19 protein-coding genes and 1 riboswitch are annotated in these 20,273 nt (G+C 71.1%); of the genes, 7 read left to right on the forward strand and 12 right to left on the reverse strand.

What is annotated here, in order from left to right:
- Positions 1-79: 79 nt before the first annotated feature.
- Positions 80-1,519 carry a gamma-aminobutyraldehyde dehydrogenase gene (locus tag V5O46_RS15240; RefSeq protein ID WP_332885137.1) on the reverse strand — a complete coding sequence of 480 codons (1,440 nt, stop codon included), beginning with the start codon at positions 1,517-1,519 and terminating at the stop codon, positions 80-82.
- A gap of 165 nt (positions 1,520-1,684) precedes the next feature.
- On the opposite strand from V5O46_RS15240, the gene V5O46_RS15245 reads away from it, so the two are divergent.
- From V5O46_RS15245 to V5O46_RS15270, 6 genes are all read left to right on the forward strand, one after another.
- A complete protein-coding gene (locus V5O46_RS15245; RefSeq protein WP_332885138.1) occupies positions 1,685-2,200 on the forward strand; it encodes an Lrp/AsnC family transcriptional regulator in 516 nt (171 codons plus the stop codon).
- Positions 2,185-3,576, forward strand: a complete 1,392-nt coding sequence (locus V5O46_RS15250; RefSeq protein WP_408649002.1) for an aspartate aminotransferase family protein — start codon at positions 2,185-2,187, stop codon at positions 3,574-3,576. Before V5O46_RS15245 ends, V5O46_RS15250 begins: the two co-directional genes overlap by 16 nt.
- Positions 3,577-3,784: 208 nt before the next feature.
- Positions 3,785-4,552, forward strand: a complete 768-nt coding sequence (locus V5O46_RS15255; RefSeq protein WP_332885140.1) for an ABC transporter ATP-binding protein — start codon at positions 3,785-3,787, stop codon at positions 4,550-4,552.
- Positions 4,534-6,072, forward strand: a complete 1,539-nt coding sequence (locus V5O46_RS15260) for a hypothetical protein (RefSeq protein WP_332885141.1) — start codon at positions 4,534-4,536, stop codon at positions 6,070-6,072. The genes V5O46_RS15255 and V5O46_RS15260 overlap by 19 nt, the downstream gene beginning before the upstream one ends.
- A 106-nt stretch (positions 6,073-6,178) precedes the next feature.
- A complete protein-coding gene (locus tag V5O46_RS15265) occupies positions 6,179-6,586 on the forward strand; it encodes a VOC family protein (protein WP_332885142.1) in 408 nt (135 codons plus the stop codon).
- 222 nt (positions 6,587-6,808) lie between these two features.
- Positions 6,809-7,525, forward strand: coding sequence for an LAETG motif-containing sortase-dependent surface protein (locus V5O46_RS15270; RefSeq protein ID WP_332885143.1), 717 nt, complete (start codon positions 6,809-6,811; stop codon positions 7,523-7,525).
- Positions 7,526-7,650: 125 nt separating this feature from the next.
- Here the strand turns inward: V5O46_RS15270 and V5O46_RS15275 are convergent, their stop codons facing one another.
- The 9 genes from V5O46_RS15275 to rpsB form a co-directional block, all read right to left on the reverse strand.
- Positions 7,651-8,706: an ABC transporter ATP-binding protein gene (locus V5O46_RS15275; RefSeq protein ID WP_332885144.1), complete on the reverse strand. Its 1,056-nt coding sequence runs from the start codon at positions 8,704-8,706 to the stop codon at positions 7,651-7,653.
- 2 nt (positions 8,707-8,708) lie between these two features.
- Positions 8,709-10,379: an ABC transporter permease gene (locus V5O46_RS15280; protein ID WP_332885145.1), complete on the reverse strand. Its 1,671-nt coding sequence runs from the start codon at positions 10,377-10,379 to the stop codon at positions 8,709-8,711.
- The gene (locus tag V5O46_RS15285; protein ID WP_332885275.1) at positions 10,355-11,398 is read right to left on the reverse strand and encodes a thiamine ABC transporter substrate-binding protein; all 1,044 of its coding nucleotides are present in this window, start codon (positions 11,396-11,398) and stop codon (positions 10,355-10,357) included. Before V5O46_RS15285 ends, V5O46_RS15280 begins: the two co-directional genes overlap by 25 nt.
- Before the next feature lie 125 nt (positions 11,399-11,523).
- A riboswitch (TPP riboswitch) is annotated at positions 11,524-11,629 on the reverse strand.
- Between the two features lie 41 nt (positions 11,630-11,670).
- Entirely contained in the window at positions 11,671-12,777 is a 1,107-nt protein-coding gene (gene rlmN / locus V5O46_RS15290; RefSeq protein WP_332885146.1) for a 23S rRNA (adenine(2503)-C(2))-methyltransferase RlmN, read from the reverse strand.
- A 107-nt stretch (positions 12,778-12,884) separates the two neighbouring features.
- Positions 12,885-14,093 (reverse strand): phosphatidate cytidylyltransferase, encoded by a 1,209-nt coding sequence (locus tag V5O46_RS15295; protein WP_332885147.1) that lies wholly within the window; start codon positions 14,091-14,093, stop codon positions 12,885-12,887.
- Positions 14,093-14,650 carry a ribosome recycling factor gene (frr, locus tag V5O46_RS15300; RefSeq protein WP_189981158.1) on the reverse strand — a complete coding sequence of 186 codons (558 nt, stop codon included), beginning with the start codon at positions 14,648-14,650 and terminating at the stop codon, positions 14,093-14,095. The genes V5O46_RS15295 and frr overlap by 1 nt, the downstream gene beginning before the upstream one ends.
- A gap of 141 nt (positions 14,651-14,791) precedes the next feature.
- Positions 14,792-15,550, reverse strand: a complete 759-nt coding sequence (gene pyrH / locus V5O46_RS15305; RefSeq protein ID WP_332885148.1) for a UMP kinase — start codon at positions 15,548-15,550, stop codon at positions 14,792-14,794.
- Positions 15,551-15,751: 201 nt separating this feature from the next.
- Positions 15,752-16,588: a translation elongation factor Ts gene (gene tsf / locus V5O46_RS15310; RefSeq protein WP_332885149.1), complete on the reverse strand. Its 837-nt coding sequence runs from the start codon at positions 16,586-16,588 to the stop codon at positions 15,752-15,754.
- Positions 16,589-16,750: 162 nt separating this feature from the next.
- Positions 16,751-17,674 (reverse strand): 30S ribosomal protein S2, encoded by a 924-nt coding sequence (gene rpsB, locus V5O46_RS15315; RefSeq protein ID WP_332885150.1) that lies wholly within the window; start codon positions 17,672-17,674, stop codon positions 16,751-16,753.
- Positions 17,675-17,945: 271 nt separating this feature from the next.
- On the opposite strand from rpsB, the gene V5O46_RS15320 reads away from it, so the two are divergent.
- The gene (locus V5O46_RS15320) at positions 17,946-18,599 is read left to right on the forward strand and encodes a murein hydrolase activator EnvC family protein (RefSeq protein WP_332885151.1); all 654 of its coding nucleotides are present in this window, start codon (positions 17,946-17,948) and stop codon (positions 18,597-18,599) included.
- 97 nt (positions 18,600-18,696) lie between these two features.
- On the opposite strand, the gene V5O46_RS15325 is transcribed toward V5O46_RS15320, so the two are convergent.
- Positions 18,697-19,254 carry a TetR/AcrR family transcriptional regulator gene (locus tag V5O46_RS15325; RefSeq protein ID WP_332885276.1) on the reverse strand — a complete coding sequence of 186 codons (558 nt, stop codon included), beginning with the start codon at positions 19,252-19,254 and terminating at the stop codon, positions 18,697-18,699.
- Positions 19,255-19,359: 105 nt separating this feature from the next.
- Positions 19,360-20,202, reverse strand: a complete 843-nt coding sequence (gene whiG / locus V5O46_RS15330) for an RNA polymerase sigma factor WhiG (RefSeq protein WP_332885152.1) — start codon at positions 20,200-20,202, stop codon at positions 19,360-19,362.
- Positions 20,203-20,273: the final 71 nt, after the last annotated feature.

The raw sequence follows: 20,273 nt of genomic DNA on the forward strand, positions 1-20,273 counted from the left end.
CAGTGTGTCTATGCTGCCCGTGGAACCGCGCGGCCCCGGAGGGGAGCTCCCGTCCGGGGCCGCGCGGACACCGGGTCCGTCAGACGTCCAGCGACGTCATCACGTGCTTGATGCGGGTGTAGTCGTCGAAGCCGTACGCCGACAGGTCCTTGCCGTAGCCGGACTTCTTGAAGCCGCCGTGCGGCATCTCGGCGACCAGCGGGATGTGGGTGTTGATCCACACACAGCCGAAGTCGAGCTTCTTGGACATCCGCATGGCGCGGCCGTGGTCCTTGGTCCACACCGAGGAGGCCAGCGCGTACTCGACGCCGTTGGCCCACTGGACGGCCTGGTCCTCGTCGCGGAAGGACTGGACGGTGATGACCGGGCCGAAGACCTCCTTCTGGATGATCTCGTCGTCCTGCTTCAGGCCCGAGACGACGGTCGGGGCGTAGAAGTAGCCCTTGTCGCCGACCCGGTGGCCGCCGGCCTCGACCTTGGCGTGGGCGGGCAGCCGCTCGATGAAGCCGGTGACCTGCTGGAGCTGGTTGGGGTTGTTCAGCGGGCCGAAGAGGACGTCCTCGTCGTCCGGCTGACCGGTCCTGGTCTCCGACGCGGCCTTGGCGAGCGCGCTCACGAACTCGTCGTGGATCGACTCGTGGACCAGCACGCGGGTGGCCGCGGTGCAGTCCTGGCCGGCGTTGAAGAAGCCCGCCACCGAGATGTCCTCGACGGCCTTGGCGATGTCGGTGTCCTCGAAGACCACGACCGGCGCCTTGCCGCCCAGCTCCAGGTGGACCCGCTTGAGGTCCTTCGACGCGGACTCGGCGACCGACATGCCGGCCCGTACCGAACCGGTGATGGAGGCCATCGCCGGCGTCTCGTGCTCGACCATCATCCGGCCGGTGTCGCGGTCGCCGCAGATGACGTTGAAGACGCCCTTGGGCAGGACCGAGCCGATGATGTCGGCCATCAGGACGGTCGAGGCGGGGGTGGTGTCCGAGGGCTTCAGGACGACCGTGTTGCCCGCGGCCAGCGCCGGGGCGAACTTCCACACGGCCATCATCATCGGGTAGTTCCACGGCGCGACCTGCGCGCAGACGCCGATCGGCTCGCGGCGGATCATGGAGGTCAGGCCCTCCATGTACTCTCCGGCGCTGCGGCCCTCCAGCATCCGGGCCGCGCCCGCGAAGAAGCGGATCTGGTCGACCATCGGCGGGATCTCCTCGGAGCGGGTCAGCCCGGTCGGCTTGCCCGTGTTCTCCACCTCGGCCGCGATCAGTTCCTCCGCACGCTCCTCGAACGCGTCCGCGATCTTGAGCAGGGCCTTCTGCCGCTCCGCCGGGATGGTGTCGCGCCAGGCCGGGAAGGCCTCCGCGGCGGCCTTCATGGCGGCGTCGACGTCCGCCTGCCCGGACAGCGGAGCGGTCGCGTACGCCTCGCCGGTGGCGGGGTTGACCACCTCCGTGGTCCGCCCGTCGGCGGCGTCCCGGAACTCACCGTCGATGTAATTGCGCAGACGACGCAGCTCGGTGCTCACTGCCGGCCCTCCAAGTTCGGGTGTCCAATCACTGAGACACCCACCCTAATCGGAGAGCCGACGTTTTCAACACCCCCGATCACCTCTCGATTGCGAAATCCGCAGGGTTTGTGGACTCAAACAACGAATTTCATTGATCCGGGCTTGCGAAACTGTCGAGACGTCGTGCACAGTGTGGCCGTGGCCAGTCGAAGCGCAGACCCCAGGGACTCCCGCGAGTCCAGGAACGGCGGTCCCCAGTTGGACGCCGTGTCCCTCGCCATCATCGAACAGCTCCAGGAGGACGGCCGCCGGCCGTACGCCGCCATCGGCAAGGCCGTCGGCCTGTCGGAGGCGGCCGTGCGCCAGCGCGTCCAGAAGCTGCTCGACCAGGGCGTGATGCAGATCGTCGCCGTCACGGACCCGCTCACCGTGGGCTTCCGACGGCAGGCGATGGTCGGGATCAACGTCGAGGGCGACGTGGAGTCCGTCGCCGACGCGCTGACCGCCATGTCCGAATGCGAGTACGTGGTGATGACCGCAGGCTCCTTCGACCTGATGGTGGAGATCGTCTGCGAGGACGACGACCACCTCCTGGACGTCATCAACAAACGCATCCGGGCCGTCCCCGGAGTGCGCTCCACCGAGAGCTTCGTCTACCTCAAGCTCAAGAAGCAGACCTACATGTGGGGAACCCGATAACCGTGAGCAGCGCCAGTCAGAAGGACCTCAGCAGGTCCGCGTACGACCACCTGTGGATGCACTTCACCCGCATGTCCTCGTACGAGAACTCCCCGGTCCCCACCATCGTCCGGGGCGAGGGCACCTACATCTACGACGACCGGGGCAAGCGCTACCTCGACGGTCTCGCCGGCCTGTTCGTGGTCCAGGCCGGCCACGGCCGTACGGAGCTGGCCGAGACCGCGTCCAAGCAGGCGCAGGAGCTGGCGTTCTTCCCCGTGTGGTCCTACGCGCACCCGAAGGCCGTCGAACTGGCCGAGCGCCTCGCGCACCACGCTCCCGGCGACCTGAACAAGGTCTTCTTCACCACCGGCGGCGGCGAGGCGGTCGAGACCGCCTGGAAGCTCGCCAAGCAGTACTTCAAGCTGACCGGCAAGCCCACCAAGCACAAGGTGATCTCCCGCGCGGTCGCCTACCACGGCACCCCGCAGGGCGCCCTGTCCATCACCGGCCTGCCGGCCCTCAAGGCCCCCTTCGAGCCGCTCGTCCCGGGCGCGCACAAGGTGCCGAACACGAACATCTACCGCGCCCCGATCCACGGCGACGACCCCGAGGCCTTCGGCCGCTGGGCCGCCGACCAGATCGAGCAGCAGATCCTCTTCGAGGGCCCGGAGACGGTCGCGGCCGTCTTCCTGGAGCCGGTGCAGAACGCCGGCGGCTGCTTCCCGCCCCCGCCCGGCTACTTCCAGCGGGTGCGCGAGATCTGCGACCAGTACGACGTGCTGCTGGTGTCGGACGAGGTCATCTGTGCCTTCGGCCGGCTGGGCACGATCTTCGCCTGCGACAAGTTCGGCTACGTCCCGGACATGATCACCTGTGCCAAGGGCATGACGTCGGGCTACTCCCCGATCGGCGCCTGCATCGTCTCCGACCGGCTGGCGGAGCCGTTCTACAAGGGCGACAACACCTTCCTGCACGGCTACACCTTCGGCGGCCACCCGGTCTCCGCGGCCGTGGGCCTGGCCAACCTCGACCTGTTCGAGCGCGAGAGCCTGCCCCAGCACGTGCTGGACAACGAGGGCGCCTTCCGCGCCACCCTGGAGAAGCTGCACGACCTGCCGATCGTCGGCGACGTCCGCGGCAACGGCTACTTCTACGGCATCGAGCTGGTCAAGGACAAGGCCACGAAGGAGTCCTTCGACGAGGAGGAGACCGAGCGGGTCCTGTACGGCTTCCTCTCCAAGAAGCTGTACGAGAACGGCCTGTACTGCCGTGCCGACGACCGCGGCGACCCGGTCATCCAGCTCGCCCCGCCGCTGATCTCCGACCAGGGGACGTTCGACGAGATCGAGCAGATCCTGCGCGCGACGCTCTCGGAGGCGTGGACGAAGCTCTGATCATCCTTCCGGATGATCATCAACGGCCCCGGTGCCGTCCGTTCGGGTGAGAACGGCGGCCCGGGGCCGCGTGCTGTCCGGCCTCCCGGCCCGTCCTGCCTAGCGTGCCCTGTGACCGATCGGCCCTGCCCTCGTTCCCCCGGACGGGGGACCCCCGGCCCCGGGGGGACGAGACGTGGGACATGGATCAGAACCGAGGTGTACGCCCATGGTGGCCCCGCCGGACAACGACGTGCTCTGGGCCCACGCCCTGCACTTCCAGCACAACGACGGCTCCCCGGCGCTGCAAGGCGTCTCGGTCGGCGTCCGGGAGCGCGAGATCCTCGCCGTGAGCGGGCCGCGCGGCAGCGGGAAGACGGCACTGCTCGGCTGCCTGTCCGGACTGGTCCGGCCGCAGCGCGGCGAGGTCTGGTTCAACAGCGTGCCCCTGCACACCATGGGTCCGATCAGCCGGGAGCGGCTGCGGCGCGACCGGTTCGGCTGGATCGACCCGGCGCCGGTGCTCGTCCCCGAGCTGAACGCCTGGGAGAACGCCGCGCTCCCGCTGATGCTGCGCGGCACCCCCCGGCGCCGCGCCAGGCAGCTCGCCCTGGACTGGCTGGAGCGGCTCGACATCGGCGACGGGGCCCGCCGCCGCCCCCAGGAGCTCCGCCAGGCCGAGCGCCAGCGGGTCTGCATCGCCCGCGCCCTCGCCGTGGCACCCTCGGTGCTGTTCGCCGACGAGCCGACGGCGCCGCTGCACCGGGCCGACCGCGCCCATGTGCTGCGCACGCTCACCACGGCGGCCCGCTCGCACGGCATCACGGTCGTGCTCGCCACCCACGACGCGGAGACGGCGGCGCTCGCGGACCGCACGGTGGCCCTGCTCGACGGGCGCCGGGTCAAGACGGTGCACCTGCCGCCTGTCGCCGAGACCACGACGGCCTCCGGGGCCGCCGGCACGGAAGGCCGCGCCGCGTGCTCGCTCTCCGCCTGACCCGGGGCGCCCACCTCGCCGTCCAGCTGCGCCGTCTCCTGGTCGCGGCGGCCTCCGCGGGCACGGGCTTCCTGCTGCTGAGCGCTCTCGGGTACGCGATCAGCCACCCCGAGGCACCGGGCGCCGCTGCACTCCGGCTGGCCTGGTGCGCGGCTCCGCTCGCCGCCAGCGTGCAGTTCGCGGTCGCGGTGGCCCGCACCGACCCGGGCACCCGGCCCCGCACGGGGCTGTCGGCGATCGGTCTCGGCCCCGGCCGGCTGATGGCGGTGTCGGCGACCACCACGGCACTGTCCTGCACGCTCGGCTCGATGCTGGCGCTGCTGTTCTTCCTGCATCTGCGAGGCGATCTGACCGGGCTGCCCATCGACGGCGCCGCCCCCGACACTCTCGGCAGCGGGCGGCCCCTTCCCCTCCCGGCGGCGCTGACCCTGCTGGCGCTGGTACCGCTGACCGCGTCGGCGGCGGTGGCCCTGCTGCTACGGCCCCGCGAACCCCGCCCGGCCCGCGGCGACGACCGCACCCCCCGGTACGGCCGCTTCGGCGCCTACGGACTCGCGGCACGTGAGACTTTCGGCGCCTACGGGCGGTTCGGCCGGTTCGGCGCCCGCAAGGACACCGGGGCTGCGGGCAGTCGTACCGCCGGGGCGGCGGAACCCGCGGCCGGCCGTACCGCCGGGAGGGCGGATACTGCGGGCAGCCGTACCGCCGGGCGGACGGATGCTGTGGCCAGTGGTACCGCCGGGGCGACGGAGCCGGCGGCCAGTCGTACCGCCGGGGCGACGGAGCACGTGGGCAGTCGTACCGGCGCGACGGCACGGGTGGGCCCTGGAGATCCCCCCGCCGAGGGAGGCACCTTGTCGGCGCAGGCGAGCGAGACCCACGCCCCGGCCGAAGCCGACGGCATCCCCGGCACTCCGGTCCCCCTTCCCCGCCGCCAGCCCCTCAGCGCTCTCCCCTGGGGCATCGCGGTCCTGGCCGCAGGCCTCGCGGCAGAGACCTACTCGAGCCGTACCACGGCCGCAGACGCCACCCCCGCCGCCGGCGTCCTCATCGGCTGGGCCCTGACCGCCCTGGGCCTGGCCCTGGCCGGCCCGGGCCTCACCCACCTGTGCGGACGCCTGCTGCAGGCCGCTCGCCCGGGCGCCCTGCGTCTGCTGGCCGGGCGGGTACTGATGGAGGAGGCGACCCGCATCGGCCGCCCTCTCGGCGTGGTCTGCGCCGTCGCCTCGGCCGCGTACGCGGCGACGACCGTCTACGCCGCGGACGGCCCGACGTTCGGCCCGCTCAGCACCCTCGGCGCCCTCCTCGTGGCGGGCTGCGCGGTGGCCACGCTGCTCACCGCCGCTGTCGAGGCCAAGCACGCCCGCGCCGACACCACGGCCGCTCTCCTGCGCCTCGGCGCGCCCGCCGGGATGCTGCGCGGCGCGGCAGCACTGCGGGCCGGTGCACTGCTGGCGCTGTTCGGCCCGCTCACCCTGGCCGTCGCCGAGCTGGCGGCGCTGCCGCTGGCGGTGGCGTGAGGAAGAGCCCGGAAATCTCCCGGCGCACCGATGAGTTCCGCACCCGCCCCGGGTCTACCCCTCCGAACGGCACGACAGCGCACCACGACACCGATGGGGAGAACCCGTGTACCAGCAGATGATCTTCGTGAACCTGCCCGTGAACGACCTCGACGCCTCGAAGAAGTTCTTCACGGAGCTCGGCTACTCGATCAATCCGCAGTTCAGCGACGAGAACGCGGCATCCGTCGTGATCAGTGACACCATCATCGCGATGCTGCTCACCAAGCCCTTCTACGCCACGTTCACCGACAAGGAGATCGCGGACTCCTCGAAGACCAGCGAGGTGCTGATCGCGCTCAGTGCGGAGAGCCGGGAGAAGGTCGACGAGCTGCTCCAGAAGGCTGTGGCCGCCGGCGGCACCGCGTCCGACAAGATCCAGGACATGGGTTTCATGTACGGCCGTTCCTTCGACGACCTCGACGGCCACACCTGGGAGGTCGTCTGGATGGACCCGGCCGCGGTGGAGGGCTGACGGGCAGGCGGATGCCCGGAGCCGGAGGAGCAGGTCCCGCCGCTCGGACGGCGCCGAAACGTGCCGTCGGTTAATAAGACGGCAAAGCCCAGCCTCTTGACCGGCATATGCGTTGACACTTCTTATGCAACGCTTATAAACCAGTGGGACTCCTGGGCGTGCTGATGCCGTGTCAGCACCCTGTCCACACCCCCCGCATCCGGGCATCCGCAAAGGACCAACGTGGCCGTCCCGTCCATACTCAACCGCACCGCGTCCCGCCGTGGCGTCCGCGCCCTCGGCGTCGCGTCCGCCTCGCTCGCCCTGGCGGTCGCCGCCTCCGGCACCGCGTCCGCCTGCAACATCAGCGAGTTCTCCGCCGCCGCCGTGTGCGACGGCGACAAGGGCGTCATCACCGTCACCGACAAGGACCCCGCCGGGATCCCCGCCACCATCACCGTCTACCTGCAGAACAACGGCGCCGACGCCAAGAAGGTCGGCGAGGAGGTGGTCAAGGGCTCCCGCGAGGGCACCACCGTCACCTTCACCGAGGACTGGAAGCCGAACACCGAGTACCGCATCCACGTCAAGGCCGAGCCCTACGTCGACGAGGACATCAAGCCGAACCTCGTCACCCCGGCGACCGCCTGCGCCGAGGAGGAGGAGTCGCCGAGTCCGACACCGACCCCGACGCCGTCGGAGAGCTCCGCGCCCCCGGCCGAGGACACCGAGTCCCCGGTCCCGTCCCCGTCGACCCCGGCGGCTTCGGAGAGCGGGAGCACCGCTCCCGCGGACACCTCCAGCAACGCCCCGTCACCGGCCGGCGAGTCCAACCTCGCCGAGACGGGGGCTGACTCCAACACCGGTCTGATCGCCGGCATCGCGGCCGCGCTGGTAGTGGCCGGCGGTGGCGCCGTCTTCTTCGGCATGCGCCGCCGCGGGGCGAGCAGCGACCGCTGACACCCGCGCCCCGGCAGCACAGTGGCCCGTCCCCGACTCGGGGGCGGGCCACCGCCGTTGCCGGCCCGGCCTGCAGGGCGAGGCGGTCGCCCCGCAGGCCACTCGACCGGGTACGGACGGGGTGCTCAGCCGAGTACGACGGTCTCCGCCGCGTCGAACTCCACACCGACGTGTTCCCCGACCTCCGGCGCAGCCCGCAGCGGGCAGGCCGCCTCCAGCCGGGGCCCGTTCTCGGGCTGGAGGTGCACGGCGACATGAGTGCCCTTGAAGGTGCGGGCGGTGACCGTGCAGCGCAGACCCGCGTCGGCAGCGACCAGCAGGACCCCGGCGGGGCGCACGAGCACCGTGCGGTCGCCCTGCGGGGCGTCCTCGGGGACCGGCAGCTTGCCCCACGGGGTGTCCGCGGCCGGCCCGGCGACGGTCGCCGCGACCACGTTGTCGAAGCCGAGGAACCGGGCCACGAAGGCGTCGGCCGGACGCTGCCACACCTCGAGCGGTGTGCCGGCCTGGGCGATCCGCCCGTCCCGCATCACCACCACCCGGTCGGCGAGCGCGAACGCCTCGCCCTGGTCGTGGGTGACGGCGAGCACCGTGGTGCCCAGCCGGCCGAACAACTCCCGCAGTTCGACGACGAGCCGCTCCCGGAGCGAGCGGTCGAGCTGGCCGAGCGGTTCGTCCAGCATCAGCAGCCGGGGCCGGGGCGCGAGGGCGCGGGCCAGCGCCACCCGCTGCTGCTCGCCGCCGGAGAGCGCGCCGACCGCCCGGTCCGCGGCGTCCGGCAGCCCGACCAGCTCCAGCAACTCCGTCACGCGCCGCCGCTGTTCGGCCCGGGAGGCGCCGTGCATCCGGGGGCCGAAGGCGACGTTCCCGGCCACGTCCCGCTGCGGGAACAGCTGGTGGTCCTGGAACATCAGCCCGACCTCGCGCCGGTGCGCCGGTACGCCCGTCTGGTCCCGTCCGTCGAGCAGCACCCGCCCGGCGTCCAGATGCTGCAGTCCGGCCACCGCCCGCAGCAGCGTGGACTTGCCGCTGCCGCTCGGCCCCAGCACGCACACCACCTCGTGCTCGGCGACGTCGAGAGCGACGGCGTCCAGCACCGCGCGCCCACCGAAGCGCACGGTGGCGTCCTCGAGGCCGAGCAGGCTAGGCGGGCTCGGCAGGCTCGGCAGGCTCGACGGCATGGCTAGAACTCCCCGGTCCGGTCGGTCCGCAGCCGCTCCAGCACCAGCAGCGACACGGCACACACGATCATGAGAATGGTGGACAGGGCCATCGCCTGGCCGTAGTTCATGTCCCCCGGCCGGCCCAGCAGCCGCGCCACCGCCACCGGCAGGGTGGGGTTGTCCGGCCGCGCGATGAACACGGTCGCCCCGAACTCCCCCAGCGACACCGCGAAGGCGAACCCGGCCGCGATCAGCAGTGCCCGCCGCACCAGCGGCAGATCGACCTCCCGCCACACCCGCCAGGGCGACGCCCCGAGCACCGCCGCCGCCTCCCGCAGCCGCGCGTCCACCGCGCGGAGCACCGGCAGCATGGTCCGTACCACGAACGGCACGCCGACCAGTGCCTGCGCCAGCGGCACGAGAATCCAGGAGGACCTCAGGTCCAGCGGCGGCTCGTCGAGCGCGATCAGGAACCCGAAGCCGACGGTCACCGCGGACACCCCGAGCGGCAGCATCAGCAGCGCGTCGAAGCCGCGCACGAAGCGGCCCGCGTCCCGGCGGGTCAGCGCTGCGGCGGCGAGACCGCCGATCAGCACGGCGATGGCGGTGGCGGCGACGGCGTACTGCAGTGAGTTGCCGACGGCCTCGATCGGCGGTACGAGGAAGGCACCCCCGTCCTTACGGGTCAGCGCCCGGTAGTAGCCGAGCCCCGCGGCGCCCAGCGAACGCTCGACCAGCACCCCGAGCGGCAGCAGGATCAGCACGGCGACGGTGGCCAGGACCCCGGTGAGCAGCGCCCACTGCCCGGCACCGCGCGGCCGGCGGGCGGTGACGGCCGCGTCCACCAGCCGCAGGGCGCTCTCCCGGCGGCGTACGGTCCAGGCGTGCACGGCGAGAACTGCGCCGACCGCGGCGAACTGGACCAGGGTCAGCACGGCGGCCGTGGACAGGTCGAAGACCTGCGAGGTCTGCCGGTAGATCTCCACTTCCAGGGTGGCGAAGGTGGGCCCGCCGAGGATCTGGACGACGCCGAAGGAGGTGAAGGTGAACAGGAACACCATCAGCGCGGCGGCGGCCACGGCGGGGCCGAGCGCGGGCAGGGTGACCGTGCGCCAGGCGTGCAGGCGCGAGGCGCCCAGCATCCGCGCGGCCTCCTCCTGCCGCGGGTCGAGCTGCGACCACAGTCCGCCGACGGTGCGCACCACGACGGCGTAGTTGAAGAAGACGTGCGCGAGCAGGATCGCCCAGACCGTGGTGTCCAGCCGTACGCCCCACAGGCCGTCGAGCAGTCCGCCGCGCCCGACCAGCGCCAGGAACGCGGTGCCGACCACGACCGTGGGCAGCACGAACGGCACGGTGACCACGGCCCGCAGCACCTGCTTGCCGGGGAAGTCCAGCCGGGCGAAGACATACGCGCCGGGCAGTGCGATCAGCAGCGTGAGCGCGGTGGAGGCCAGCGCCTGCCAGGTGGTGAACCACAGCACCTCCCGGATGCCGGGCTCCGCCGCGACCTCGACGATCCGGCCGAGCTGCCAGGCGCCGTCCACGCGCAGGCCGCGCGCGACGATCGCGGCGACCGGGTAGGCGAAGAACACCGCGAAGAACGCGACGGGCCCGGCCATCAGGGCGAGCCGCGCCGCGTTCCCCGTGCGGCGTCCGCGCGTGGCTACTTCAGTACGAGCGACGTCCACGACTTGACCCACTCGTCGCGGTGCTCGGCGATCTCTGCCGGGTCCATGGTCTGCGGATCCTCGGCCTGCGGCCCGTGGTCCTCGAAGGCCTGGGGGATCTGCGCTCCCTCGACCACCGGGTAGACGAACATGTTGAGCGGCATGTCCTCCTGGAACCGCTTGCTGATCAGGAAGTCGATGAGCGCCTTGCCGCCCTCGGGATTGGCGGCGTTGCTCAGCAGGCCGGCGTACTCCACCTGCCGGAAGCAGGTGCCGGTGGCGACGCCGGTGGGCGCGGTGTCCGGCTGCGGATCGGCGTAGATCACCTCTGCGGGCGGGGAGGAGGCGTAGGAGACGACGAGCGGGCGGTCGCCGCCGGCCTGCTTGCCGCCGGCCGAGCCGGAGAACTCCTCGTTGTAGGCCTGCTCCCAGCCGTCGACGACCTTCACGCCGTTGGCCCTCAGCTTCTTCCAGTAGTCCGGCCAGCCCTCGTCGCCGTACTGGGCGGCGGTGCCGAGCAGGAAACCGAGGCCGGGCGAGGAGGTTGACGCGTTCTCGGTGACGAGGAGGTTCTTGTACTCCGGCTTGATCAGATCGTCCAGGGAGTCCGGCGGGGTCAGCTTGCGCTCGCTGAAGTACGCCTTGTCGTAGTTGACGCAGATGTCGCCGGTGTCGACGGGGGTGACGCGGTTCCGGTCCTGGTCGGCGCGGTACTCCCGGAGGATCAGGTCGGAGCCCTTCGCCTCGTACGGCTGGAACAGTCCGTTGTCCAGTGCCCGGGAGAGCAGGGTGTTGTCGACGCCGAAGAAGACGTCGCCCTGCGGGTTGTCCTTGGTCAGGATCGCCTTGTTGACGGCCTGCCCGGCGTCGCCGTCCTCCAGGACCTCGACCTGGTAGCCGGAGCTCTTCTCGAACTCGGCTATGACGTCCTCGGACGCGGCCCACGAGTCATGGCTGACGAGGGTGACCGTCCGGGTGTCGCCGGACGCCTTCCCGCCGTCCCCGTCGGACGACCCGCAGGCGGCGAGCCCGCCGGCCATGCCGAGGGCGGCGACGGCCGCCGCGAGACGCTTGCTGGTGTTGCTCACTGATTCCTCCTGGGAGACCAGGAGAAGACGCGGCCCCGCCCGGTGCTCCGTCAGGAGCCCCGGACAGGGCGCAACAGCTCGAGTGATGACCGATCTCCCTACCCAGAATGACCTGGGCCAGGTTCGGAGGGTCTGCGGCCGGTGCCGCACTCTCAGCGCTGTGGCGCTCCCCTGTCGGAAAGTGACGATGTCAGGTGTATGAAGTTGTTCTCACGCCGGTCAGATTACCTCTCGCTCGCGGCGAGCTGACCACACGCCCCGTCGATCTCCTGCCCTCGGGTGTCCCGGATCGTCACCGGCACCCCGTGGGCGGCGATGGCCTCGAGGAACGCCCTCTCGTCCTCGGGGCGGGAGGCGGTCCACTTGGAACCGGGGGTGGGGTTGAGCGGAATCAGGTTGACATGGACCGGCTTGCCCTTCAGCAGCCGGCCGAGCCGGTCGCCCCGCCAGGCGTGGTCGTTGATGTCCCGGATCAGCGCGTACTCGATGGACAGCCGGCGCCCGGACCTGGCGCTGTACTCGAACCCGGCGTCCAGCACCTCGCGCACCTTCCACCGGGTGTTCACCGGGACGAGGGTGTCGCGCAGCTCGTCGTCGGGCGCGTGCAGCGAGATCGCGAGGCGGCACTTGAAGCCCTCGTCGGCGAACCGGTGGATGGCCGGGACCAGGCCGACGGTGGAGACGGTGATGCCGCGCTGGGACAGACCGAGGCCGTCGGGCTCGGCATCGGTGAGGCGGCGGATGGCGCCGACGACGCGGTTGTAGTTGGCGAGCGGCTCGCCCATGCCCATGAACACGATGTTGGACAGCCGTGCCGGGCCGCCGGGGACCTCGCCGTCGCGCAGCGCCCGCATGCCGTCGACGATCTGGTGCACGATCTCTGCGGTGGACAGGTTCCGGTCCAGACCCGCCTGGCCGGTGGCACAGAACGGGCAGTTCATGCCGCAGCCCGCCTGGGAGCTGATGCACATGGTGACCCGGTCCGGATAGCGCATGAGCACGGACTCCACCAGGGTCCCGTCGACCATCCGCCACAGGGTCTTGCGGGTGGTGCCCTGGTCGGTCGACAGATGGCGCACGACCGTCATCAGCTCGGGAAGCAGCGCCTCCTGGAGCCGGAGGCGGGACGTGGCCGGAATGTCGGTCCACTGCTGCGGGTCGTGCGCGTACCGCGCGAAGTAGTGCTGCGAGAGCTGCTTGGCGCGGAACGGCTTCTCACCGACGGCGGCGACCGCCTCCTTGCGCTCGGCGGGCGACAGGTCGGCGAGGTGCCGCGGCGGCTTCTTGGCTCCGCGCGGGGCGACGAAAGTGAGTTCTCCGGGCTTAGGCATGGCCCTACCAGTGTCGCAGACCCGCACGGCAGGACCCGCCACCCTGTGGACAACGTCACCCGGGCAGGGAAAGCACAGGTCAGACCGGCCCGGCGAAGATCGTTCACCTATCCGGACCCGACGAAGACCACCAGCAGCAGCCACGCCACCGGCGCCGTCGGCAGCAGGGAGTCCAGCCGGTCCATGATGCCGCCGTGGCCCGGAAGCAGGGAACCCATGTCCTTGATGCCCAGGTCCCGCTTGATCATCGACTCGCCGAGGTCGCCCAGGGTGGCGCTGGCGGCGACCGCGAGGCCGAGCAGCAGGCCCTGCCACCACTGGCCGCCGTCGATCAGGAACTGCATGCACAGCGCGCCCGCGGCCATCGCGAAGGCGACCGCGCCGAGCAGGCCCTCGCGGGTCTTGCCGGGGCTGATCCGCGGGGCGAGCTTGGTCCGGCCGAAGCGCCAGCCGACGGCGTAGGCGCCGGTGTCGCTCACCACGGTCAGCAGCAGGAACGTCAGCACCCGCCACGGACCGTCGTCCGCGGCCAGCATCATCGCGACGAACGTGGCGAGGAACGGCACGTAGAACGCGGCGAAGACGCCCGCCGTGACGTCGCGCAGATAGTTCTCCGGCGGTTCGGTCATCCGCCAGACCAGCACCGCCAGCGCCGTCAGCGCCATCGCGACCCATGCGCCGTCGGCGCCCCGCACATACCCGGCGACCACCATCGCGGCGCCGCCGAGCGCGAGCGGAACCAGCGGCGCCCTGATGTCCCTGCGTTCCTTCAGCCGCTTGGTCAGCTCCCACAGGCCCACCACGACCGCGACCGCGACCACGCCGACGAACACGGCCTTCACGACGAACAGCGACGCGACGATCACCGCGCCGAGTCCCACCCCGACCCCTATCGCCGCGCCCAGGTCGCGCCCCGCGCTCTTCTTCTGCGGCGCCGGCTGCGACGGGGTCGCCGGCTGCGAGGCGTCGGGCATGGGCTCCGGATTCTGCGGCGCCACCGGGTGGGGCTGCGCCGGCGAGGTCTGGTCGCGGAACGTTCCGTCCGGGACCGTCCCGGCCGTGAACGTCCCCTCGGGGAACGTCTCGTCCCGGAACAGAGGGCCGCTCAGCCGAGCGGCCCTCGGGTCGTCCCGGTGGTCATCCTGGGCTCCGCCGTGTTCGGGCACGATGGGCATGGGGCGAGTGTGCTGCGCGTTGTGCGCATCGTACGCGGGACCCGCCGTGGCGGCTCCCTGGACATACCCCTGGCCAGGTACCTGCTCGGTGGTGCCCCAGTACCCGGCTTGCGGCGGCGCGCCCCAGGAAGAGTCGTTCATCAGACCTCGAGCAGTTCCGCTTCCTTGTGCTTGAGGAGCTCGTCCACCTGGGCGACGTACTTCGCGGTGGTGTCGTCGAGCTCCTTCTCCGCACGGCGGCCCTCGTCCTCGCCGACCTCGCCGTCCTTGATCAGCTTGTCGATGGCGTCCTTGGCCTTGCGGCGCACGGAGCGGATGGACACCTTGGCGTCCTCGCCCTTGCCCTTGGCGACCTTGATGTACTCGCGGCGCCGCTCCTCGGTGAGCTCGGGGAACACCACCCGGATGATGTTGCCGTCGTTGCTCGGGTTGACGCCCAGGTCGGAGTCGCGGATCGCCTGCTCGATGTTGCGGAGCGCGCTCTTGTCGAACGGCGTCACCACGGCCATCCGCGGCTCGGGCACGGAGAACGAGGCCAGCTGGTTGATCGGCGTCAGGGCGCCGTAGTAGTCGGCCACGATCTTGTTGAACATCGCCGGGTGCGCACGGCCGGTGCGGATCGCGGCGAAGTCCTCCTTGGCGACCACGACGGCCTTCTCCATCTTCTCCTCGGCCTCGAGGAGGGTCTCTTCGATCACCACTTGCTCCTGCGTGTCTTGAGTAGGCCCGGCTGCGGTTCCAGGTCGGGGCGGCGGCCGGCTGCGTCGCGTCTTCTTCCTGCACGGTTCCCGACCGGCAGGACATTGTCCATCCCCCGGCCGGGCAACGTGGTGCTCAGGTCAGTCCCGGCTGCCCTGGTCACCCACCAGCGTGCCGATCTTCTCACCCTTGACGGCGCGGGCGATATTGCCCTCCTTCAGGAGCTCGAAGACCACGATGGGGAGCCTGTTGTCGCGGCACAGCGTGACGGCGGTGGCATCGGCGACCTTCAGGTCGCGGGTGATGACCTCGCCGTAGCCGAGCGCGTCGAACTTCACCGCGTCCGGGTTGGTCTTCGGGTCGGAGTCGTAGACCCCGTCCACACCGTTCTTGCCCATGAGCAGTGCCTCGGCGTCGATCTCCAGGGCGCGCTGGGCGGCGGTGGTGTCGGTGGAGAAGTACGGCATGCCCATGCCGGCGCCGAAGATGACCACGCGGCCCTTCTCCAGGTGGCGCACGGCGCGCAGCGGGATGTAGGGCTCGGCGACCTGGCCCATGGTGATGGCGGTCTGCACCCGGCAGTCCACGCCCTCCTTCTCCAGGAAGTCCTGGAGGGCGAGGCAGTTCATCACCGTGCCGAGCATGCCCATGTAATCGGAGCGTGCCCGGTCCATGCCGCGCACCTGCAGTTCCGCACCGCGGAAGAAGTTGCCGCCGCCGATGACGATGGCGATCTGCGCGCCGTCCCGGACGACTGCCGCGATCTCGCGTGCGATGGCGTGCACCACGTCGGGGTCGACGCCCAGGCCCCCGCCGCCGGAGAAGGCCTCTCCGGACAGCTTCAGCAGAAACCGGCCGCGTACTTTGCCGTCGTCGCTCTTCTCGGCCTTGGTGGTCATGGAGATCTCGCCTCTTTTACGTGGGTCACACATACGAAGAAGGCCATTGCCGGTGGGGTGGTTCGCAACCCGTGCGCGGCAATGGCCTCCTTCGTCAGATCTGCTGTCGTCCGCCACGCGCGTGTGCGCGGCGGCATACGCGGACAACGCGGACGACTGCTGTCGACCCTACCGGGGTCGTGCGTCCGTCGCGGTACGGACTCAGATGCCGACCTTGATGCGCGAGAAGCGCTTCAGGGTGACACCGGCCTCGTCCAGCACCTTCTGGACGGACTTCTTGTTGTCCAGCGCGTACGGCTGGCCGAGCAGCGTGGCGTCCTTGAAGAAGCCGTTGAGGCGACCCTCGACGATCTTCGGCAGGGCGGCCTCGGGCTTGCCCTCGGCGCGGGTGGTCTCCTCGGCGATACGGCGCTCGTTCTCGACGACCTCGGCCGGGACGTCCTCCTTGGAGAGGTACTGCGGCGCGAAGGCGGCGATGTGCTGGGCGACGCCCTTGGCGACCTCGGCGTTGGGCTTGTCGAACTCGACGAGCACACCGATCTGCGGGGGCAGATCCGGCATGGTGCGGTGCATGTACGCGGTGACGTAGCCGTCGGCGAACTGCGCGAAGCGGTCCAGGACGATCTTCTCGCCGAGGTTGGCGTTGGCCTCGTCGACGTACGCCTGGACGGTCTTGCCGGGCTCGATCTCGGAGGCGAGCAGGGCCTCCAGGTCGGCCGGGGCGGCCTTGGCGACGTGCTCGGCGATGGTCCTGGCGACGGCCTGGAACCGGTCGCCCTTGGCGACGAAGTCCGTCTCGCACTTCAGCTCGACCAGGACGCCGGAGGAGTTGTCGTCGGCGAGGACCGAGACGACCGCGCCGTTCTCGGCGGAGCGGCCCTCGCGCTTGGCGACGCCCTTCTGGCCCTTGATGCGGAGCGCCTCGACGGCCTTGTCGACGTTGCCCTCGGCCTCGTCCAGCGCCTTCTTGCAGTCCATCATGCCGGCGCCCGTGAGCTCGCGGAGCTTCTTGACGTCGGCGGCGGTGTAGTTCGCCATGAGTCTGTGAATCTTTCTCGAAGTCTGGAGGATCGAAGATCTGCGGGTGCTGCGATCCACATGTAGATGCAGATCTCCCACGCGCCGCTGACCTACGGGTGAACGGCGGGAGCGGACTTCATGTCACCCGCTCCCGCCGTCATCGCTGACGCTGAGGGGCGGTCAGGCCTGCTCGCCCTCGGCGGCCGGGGCCTCGGCGGCGGCCTCGGCCGGCTTCTCGGCCTCGGCGGGCTTCTCGGCCTCGGCCGGCTTCTCCGCCTCGGCCGGCTTCTCCGCCTCGGCAGCGGCCGGGGCCGCCTCCGTCTCGGCCTTCTTCTCGCCCTCGAGCAGGTCGCGCTCCCACTCGGCGAGCGGCTCGCCCGCGGCCTTCTCGCCCTTGCCCTCACCGGCGGCGCCGGAGCGGGCGATGAGGCCCTCGGCGACGGCGTCGGCGATCACACGGGTGAGCAGGGTGACGGAGCGGATGGCGTCGTCGTTGCCCGGGATCTTGTAGTCGACCTCGTCGGGGTCGCAGTTGGTGTCGAGGATGGCGACGACCGGGATGTTCAGCTTCCGGGCCTCGCCGACCGCGATGTGCTCCTTCTTGGTGTCCACGATCCAGACGGCGCTGGGCACCTTCTGCATCTCGCGGATACCGCCGAGGGTCTTCTCCAGCTTGGCCTTCTCGCGGGAGAGGACCAGCAGCTCCTTCTTGGTGAGGCCGGAGGCGGCCACGTCCTCGAAGTCGATCTGCTCGAGCTCCTTGAGGCGCTGCAGACGCTTGTAGACGGTCGAGAAGTTGGTGAGCATGCCGCCCAGCCAGCGCTGGTTGACGTAGGGCATGCCGACGCGGGTGGCCTGCTCGGCGATGGCCTCCTGCGCCTGCTTCTTCGTACCGACGAACATGACCGTGCCGCCGTGGGCGACGGTCTCCTTGACGAACTCGTAGGCGCGGTCGATGTACGACAGCGACTGGAGCAGGTCGATGATGTAGATGCCGTTGCGCTCGGTGAAGATGAAGCGCTTCATCTTCGGGTTCCAACGGCGGGTCTGGTGACCGAAGTGGACGCCGCTCTCCAGCAGCTCCCGCATCGTGACGACGGCCATGGCCGTACTCTCCTTGAGTTTCTCGGTTGTGCCGCGGGGACCGGACGGCTCCCGCGCCTGACGCCCACGACGCGCCGTGCCACAAGGGACCGAGGGGCGCTGATACGAGCTCGGGTGGCCTCGTATCGGGGCGTGCGAAGTCGACCCGGTGACCCGGGTCGCCATCAGAAGTGTACGGGACCCGCGGGCCCCGGGTGACGCCGCTGTCCACAACCGGCGAGTACTCCACAGGCCACCGCCGGGGACGGCCCCGGTACGGGACCGTTCTCCCATGCGAACGAGGCAATGGGTGACCGCGACCGTCCGGCCGGTTCCGGCCCTGGCCCTGGCTCTGATCCTGGGACCGTACGCGTCCCTGCCGCCGGTGCCGACACAGGCACCGGCGGCCAGGACCGCGGCCACCGAGGCAGGCCGGGCCCGGGACCCGGCCGTACCAGCCGTGGCCCGCAACTGGCCGGTGGGCCCCCTGCCACCCGCGATCCTGCGGGGCTGGACCCCGCCGGCCACGCCGTACGGCGCCGGCCACCGGGGAGTCGACCTGGCGGCCCCGCCCGGCACACCGGTACGGGCGGTGGCTCCGGGAAGGGTGTCCTTCGCCGGCCGGGTGGCCGGACGCGGCGTGGTCGCGGTGGAGCTCACCGGCACCGGAGCACCGCCGCTGCGGACGACCTACCTGCCCGTACACCCCCGGGTGGAGAGGGGCGAGCAGGTGGCGGCGGGACAGGTGGTCGGCACCGTGGCGGGGGCGGCGCCGGACGCGGGAGCGGAACCAGGTCGGAGTGCGCACTGCGCGACGTCGTGCCTGCACTGGGGGCTGCTGAGAGGGTCGAGCTACCTCGACCCGCTCTCGCTCCTCCCGCTCCGGCTGCTGAACGGAGGGCCGTCGCGACTGCTGCCGGTCGCGGGAGTCCCGGTTCCCCGGTGAGGGGCCGGGGCGCGGGCGGGGCCGGGGCGGGGACTGAGAGTGGGCGCAGGGGGAGGGGGAGGGGGGAGGGAGGGGCCCAGGCGGAAGCTCAGACCCTTCAGCCGCGTACCCCCCGCAGGGCCATGGCGACCGCCGCTTCCGTCACCTCGGTCGGTTCCTCCGCCGCGCCGAGTTCGATGCGGCGGACGGCCGCGTCGACGACGCCCTGGAGCAGCATCGCCGCGAGCATGGGCCGGTCGTGGCCCATCTCCCCCAGTGCCTCGACGATCATCGCGACCAGGCCGCCGTGCGCGGCACGGATCTTCTCCCGGGCGCCGGCGTCCAGCTCACTGGCGGAGATGGCGACCACGGCCCGGTGCCGCCGGTCGCCGACCAGGTCGAGCTGTTTGCGCACGTACGCCTCGACCTTGCCCTCGGGGGTGTCCTGGCCGTCCATCGCCGCGCCGACCTCGGCGGCCCAGACCGGGAAGTCGACGGCGCACAGCTCCTCGACGACGGCCGCCCGCGACCGGAAGTACTCGTAGACGGAGGACCGGGCCAGGCCCGTCCGCTCGGCGAGGGCGGGGAAGGTCAGCGCCTCCGTCCCGCCTTCGGACAGCAGGGAGCGTGCCGCGTCCAGCAGGGCGGCACGCTGCATCGACCGGTGCTCGGCCACGGAGGCCGCTCGAATCCTTGGCACGTCAACCACTGTACGGACGCACTCGCGGCGACGGGAGTCACTCCACGCGGTTACGGTCGTCGCTGCCCGCTCCGGGGTGGCTCAGCGCCCGAATCCGGCCAGCTTGGCCCGCAGCTGCAGAACGGATTTGGTGTGGATCTGGCTGACCCTGCTCTCGGTGACGCCCAGCACATTGCCGATCTCGGCGAGGGTGAGCCCCTCGTAGTAGTACAGCGTGACGACGGTCTTCTCCCGGTCGGGGAGGGTGTTGATGGCCCGTGCCAGGAACCGTCGCAGCTCCCGGTCCTCGGCCACCTCGACGGGGTTGTCCGCGGCGGTGTCCTCCAGGGTGTCCATGACACTCAGACCGTCCCCGCCCTCTCCCCCGACGTGCAGCAGCTCCTCCAGCGCCACCACGTTGGCCAGGGACAGCTGGCTGAACACGGAGTGGAGTTCCTCCACCGGGATGCCCATTTCGGCGGCCACCTCGCTCTCCGAGGGGGTGCGCCGCAGCCGCGCCTCGAGCGTGGCGTAGGCCCGCTCCACGCTCCGCGCCTTCTGCCGGACGGAGCGCGGGATCCAGTCCAGCGCCCGCAGCTCGTCGATCATCGCGCCCCGGATCCGGGTGATCGCGTATGTCTCGAACTTGATCTCCCGGTCGATGTCGAACTTCTCGATCGCGTCGATCAGCCCGAACACCCCGGACGAGACGAAGTCGGCCTGCTCGACGTTGGGCGGCAGCCCCACGCTCACCCGGCCGGCCACGTACTTGACGAGGGGCGAGTAGTGCAGGATCAGCTGCTCCCGCAGCCGCTCGTCCCCCGTCGTCTTGTACGACCGCCAGAGCTCGTCGAGCGTCGAGGGGGCGGGCGGCCGCACGCTGCCACCGTCGCGGGCGGCTGGGGGGAAGGCCGCCCGGTCGGGCCCGGAGGTGTGCTGGGGCATTCGTCGCCTTGTGCCGTTCTGCCGTTCTGCCGTGATGGGGATGCCGTGCGTGCTGGTCGGGTGTCCGGATC

Origin of the sequence: Streptomyces poriticola (assembly GCF_036689765.1) — a bacterium.
GTDB lineage: Bacteria > Actinomycetota > Actinomycetes > Streptomycetales > Streptomycetaceae > Streptomyces > Streptomyces poriticola.

Excerpts from the sequence above, each read along its gene's own strand:
- V5O46_RS15255 (WP_332885140.1), top strand. The coding sequence starts at position 3,785 with ATGGTGGCCCCGCCGGACAACGACGTGCTCTGGGCCCACGCCCTGCAC.
- V5O46_RS15275 (WP_332885144.1), bottom strand. The coding sequence starts at position 8,706 with ATGCCGTCGAGCCTGCCGAGCCTGCCGAGCCCGCCTAGCCTGCTCGGC.
- V5O46_RS15285 (WP_332885275.1), bottom strand. The coding sequence starts at position 11,398 with ATGGCCGGCGGGCTCGCCGCCTGCGGGTCGTCCGACGGGGACGGCGGG.
- rlmN (WP_332885146.1), bottom strand. The coding sequence starts at position 12,777 with ATGCCTAAGCCCGGAGAACTCACTTTCGTCGCCCCGCGCGGAGCCAAG.
- V5O46_RS15295 (WP_332885147.1), bottom strand. The coding sequence starts at position 14,093 with ATGAACGACTCTTCCTGGGGCGCGCCGCCGCAAGCCGGGTACTGGGGC.
- pyrH (WP_332885148.1), bottom strand. The coding sequence starts at position 15,550 with ATGACCACCAAGGCCGAGAAGAGCGACGACGGCAAAGTACGCGGCCGG.
- tsf (WP_332885149.1), bottom strand. The coding sequence starts at position 16,588 with ATGGCGAACTACACCGCCGCCGACGTCAAGAAGCTCCGCGAGCTCACG.
- rpsB (WP_332885150.1), bottom strand. The coding sequence starts at position 17,674 with ATGGCCGTCGTCACGATGCGGGAGCTGCTGGAGAGCGGCGTCCACTTC.
- V5O46_RS15320 (WP_332885151.1), top strand. The coding sequence starts at position 17,946 with ATGCGAACGAGGCAATGGGTGACCGCGACCGTCCGGCCGGTTCCGGCC.
- whiG (WP_332885152.1), bottom strand. The coding sequence starts at position 20,202 with ATGCCCCAGCACACCTCCGGGCCCGACCGGGCGGCCTTCCCCCCAGCC.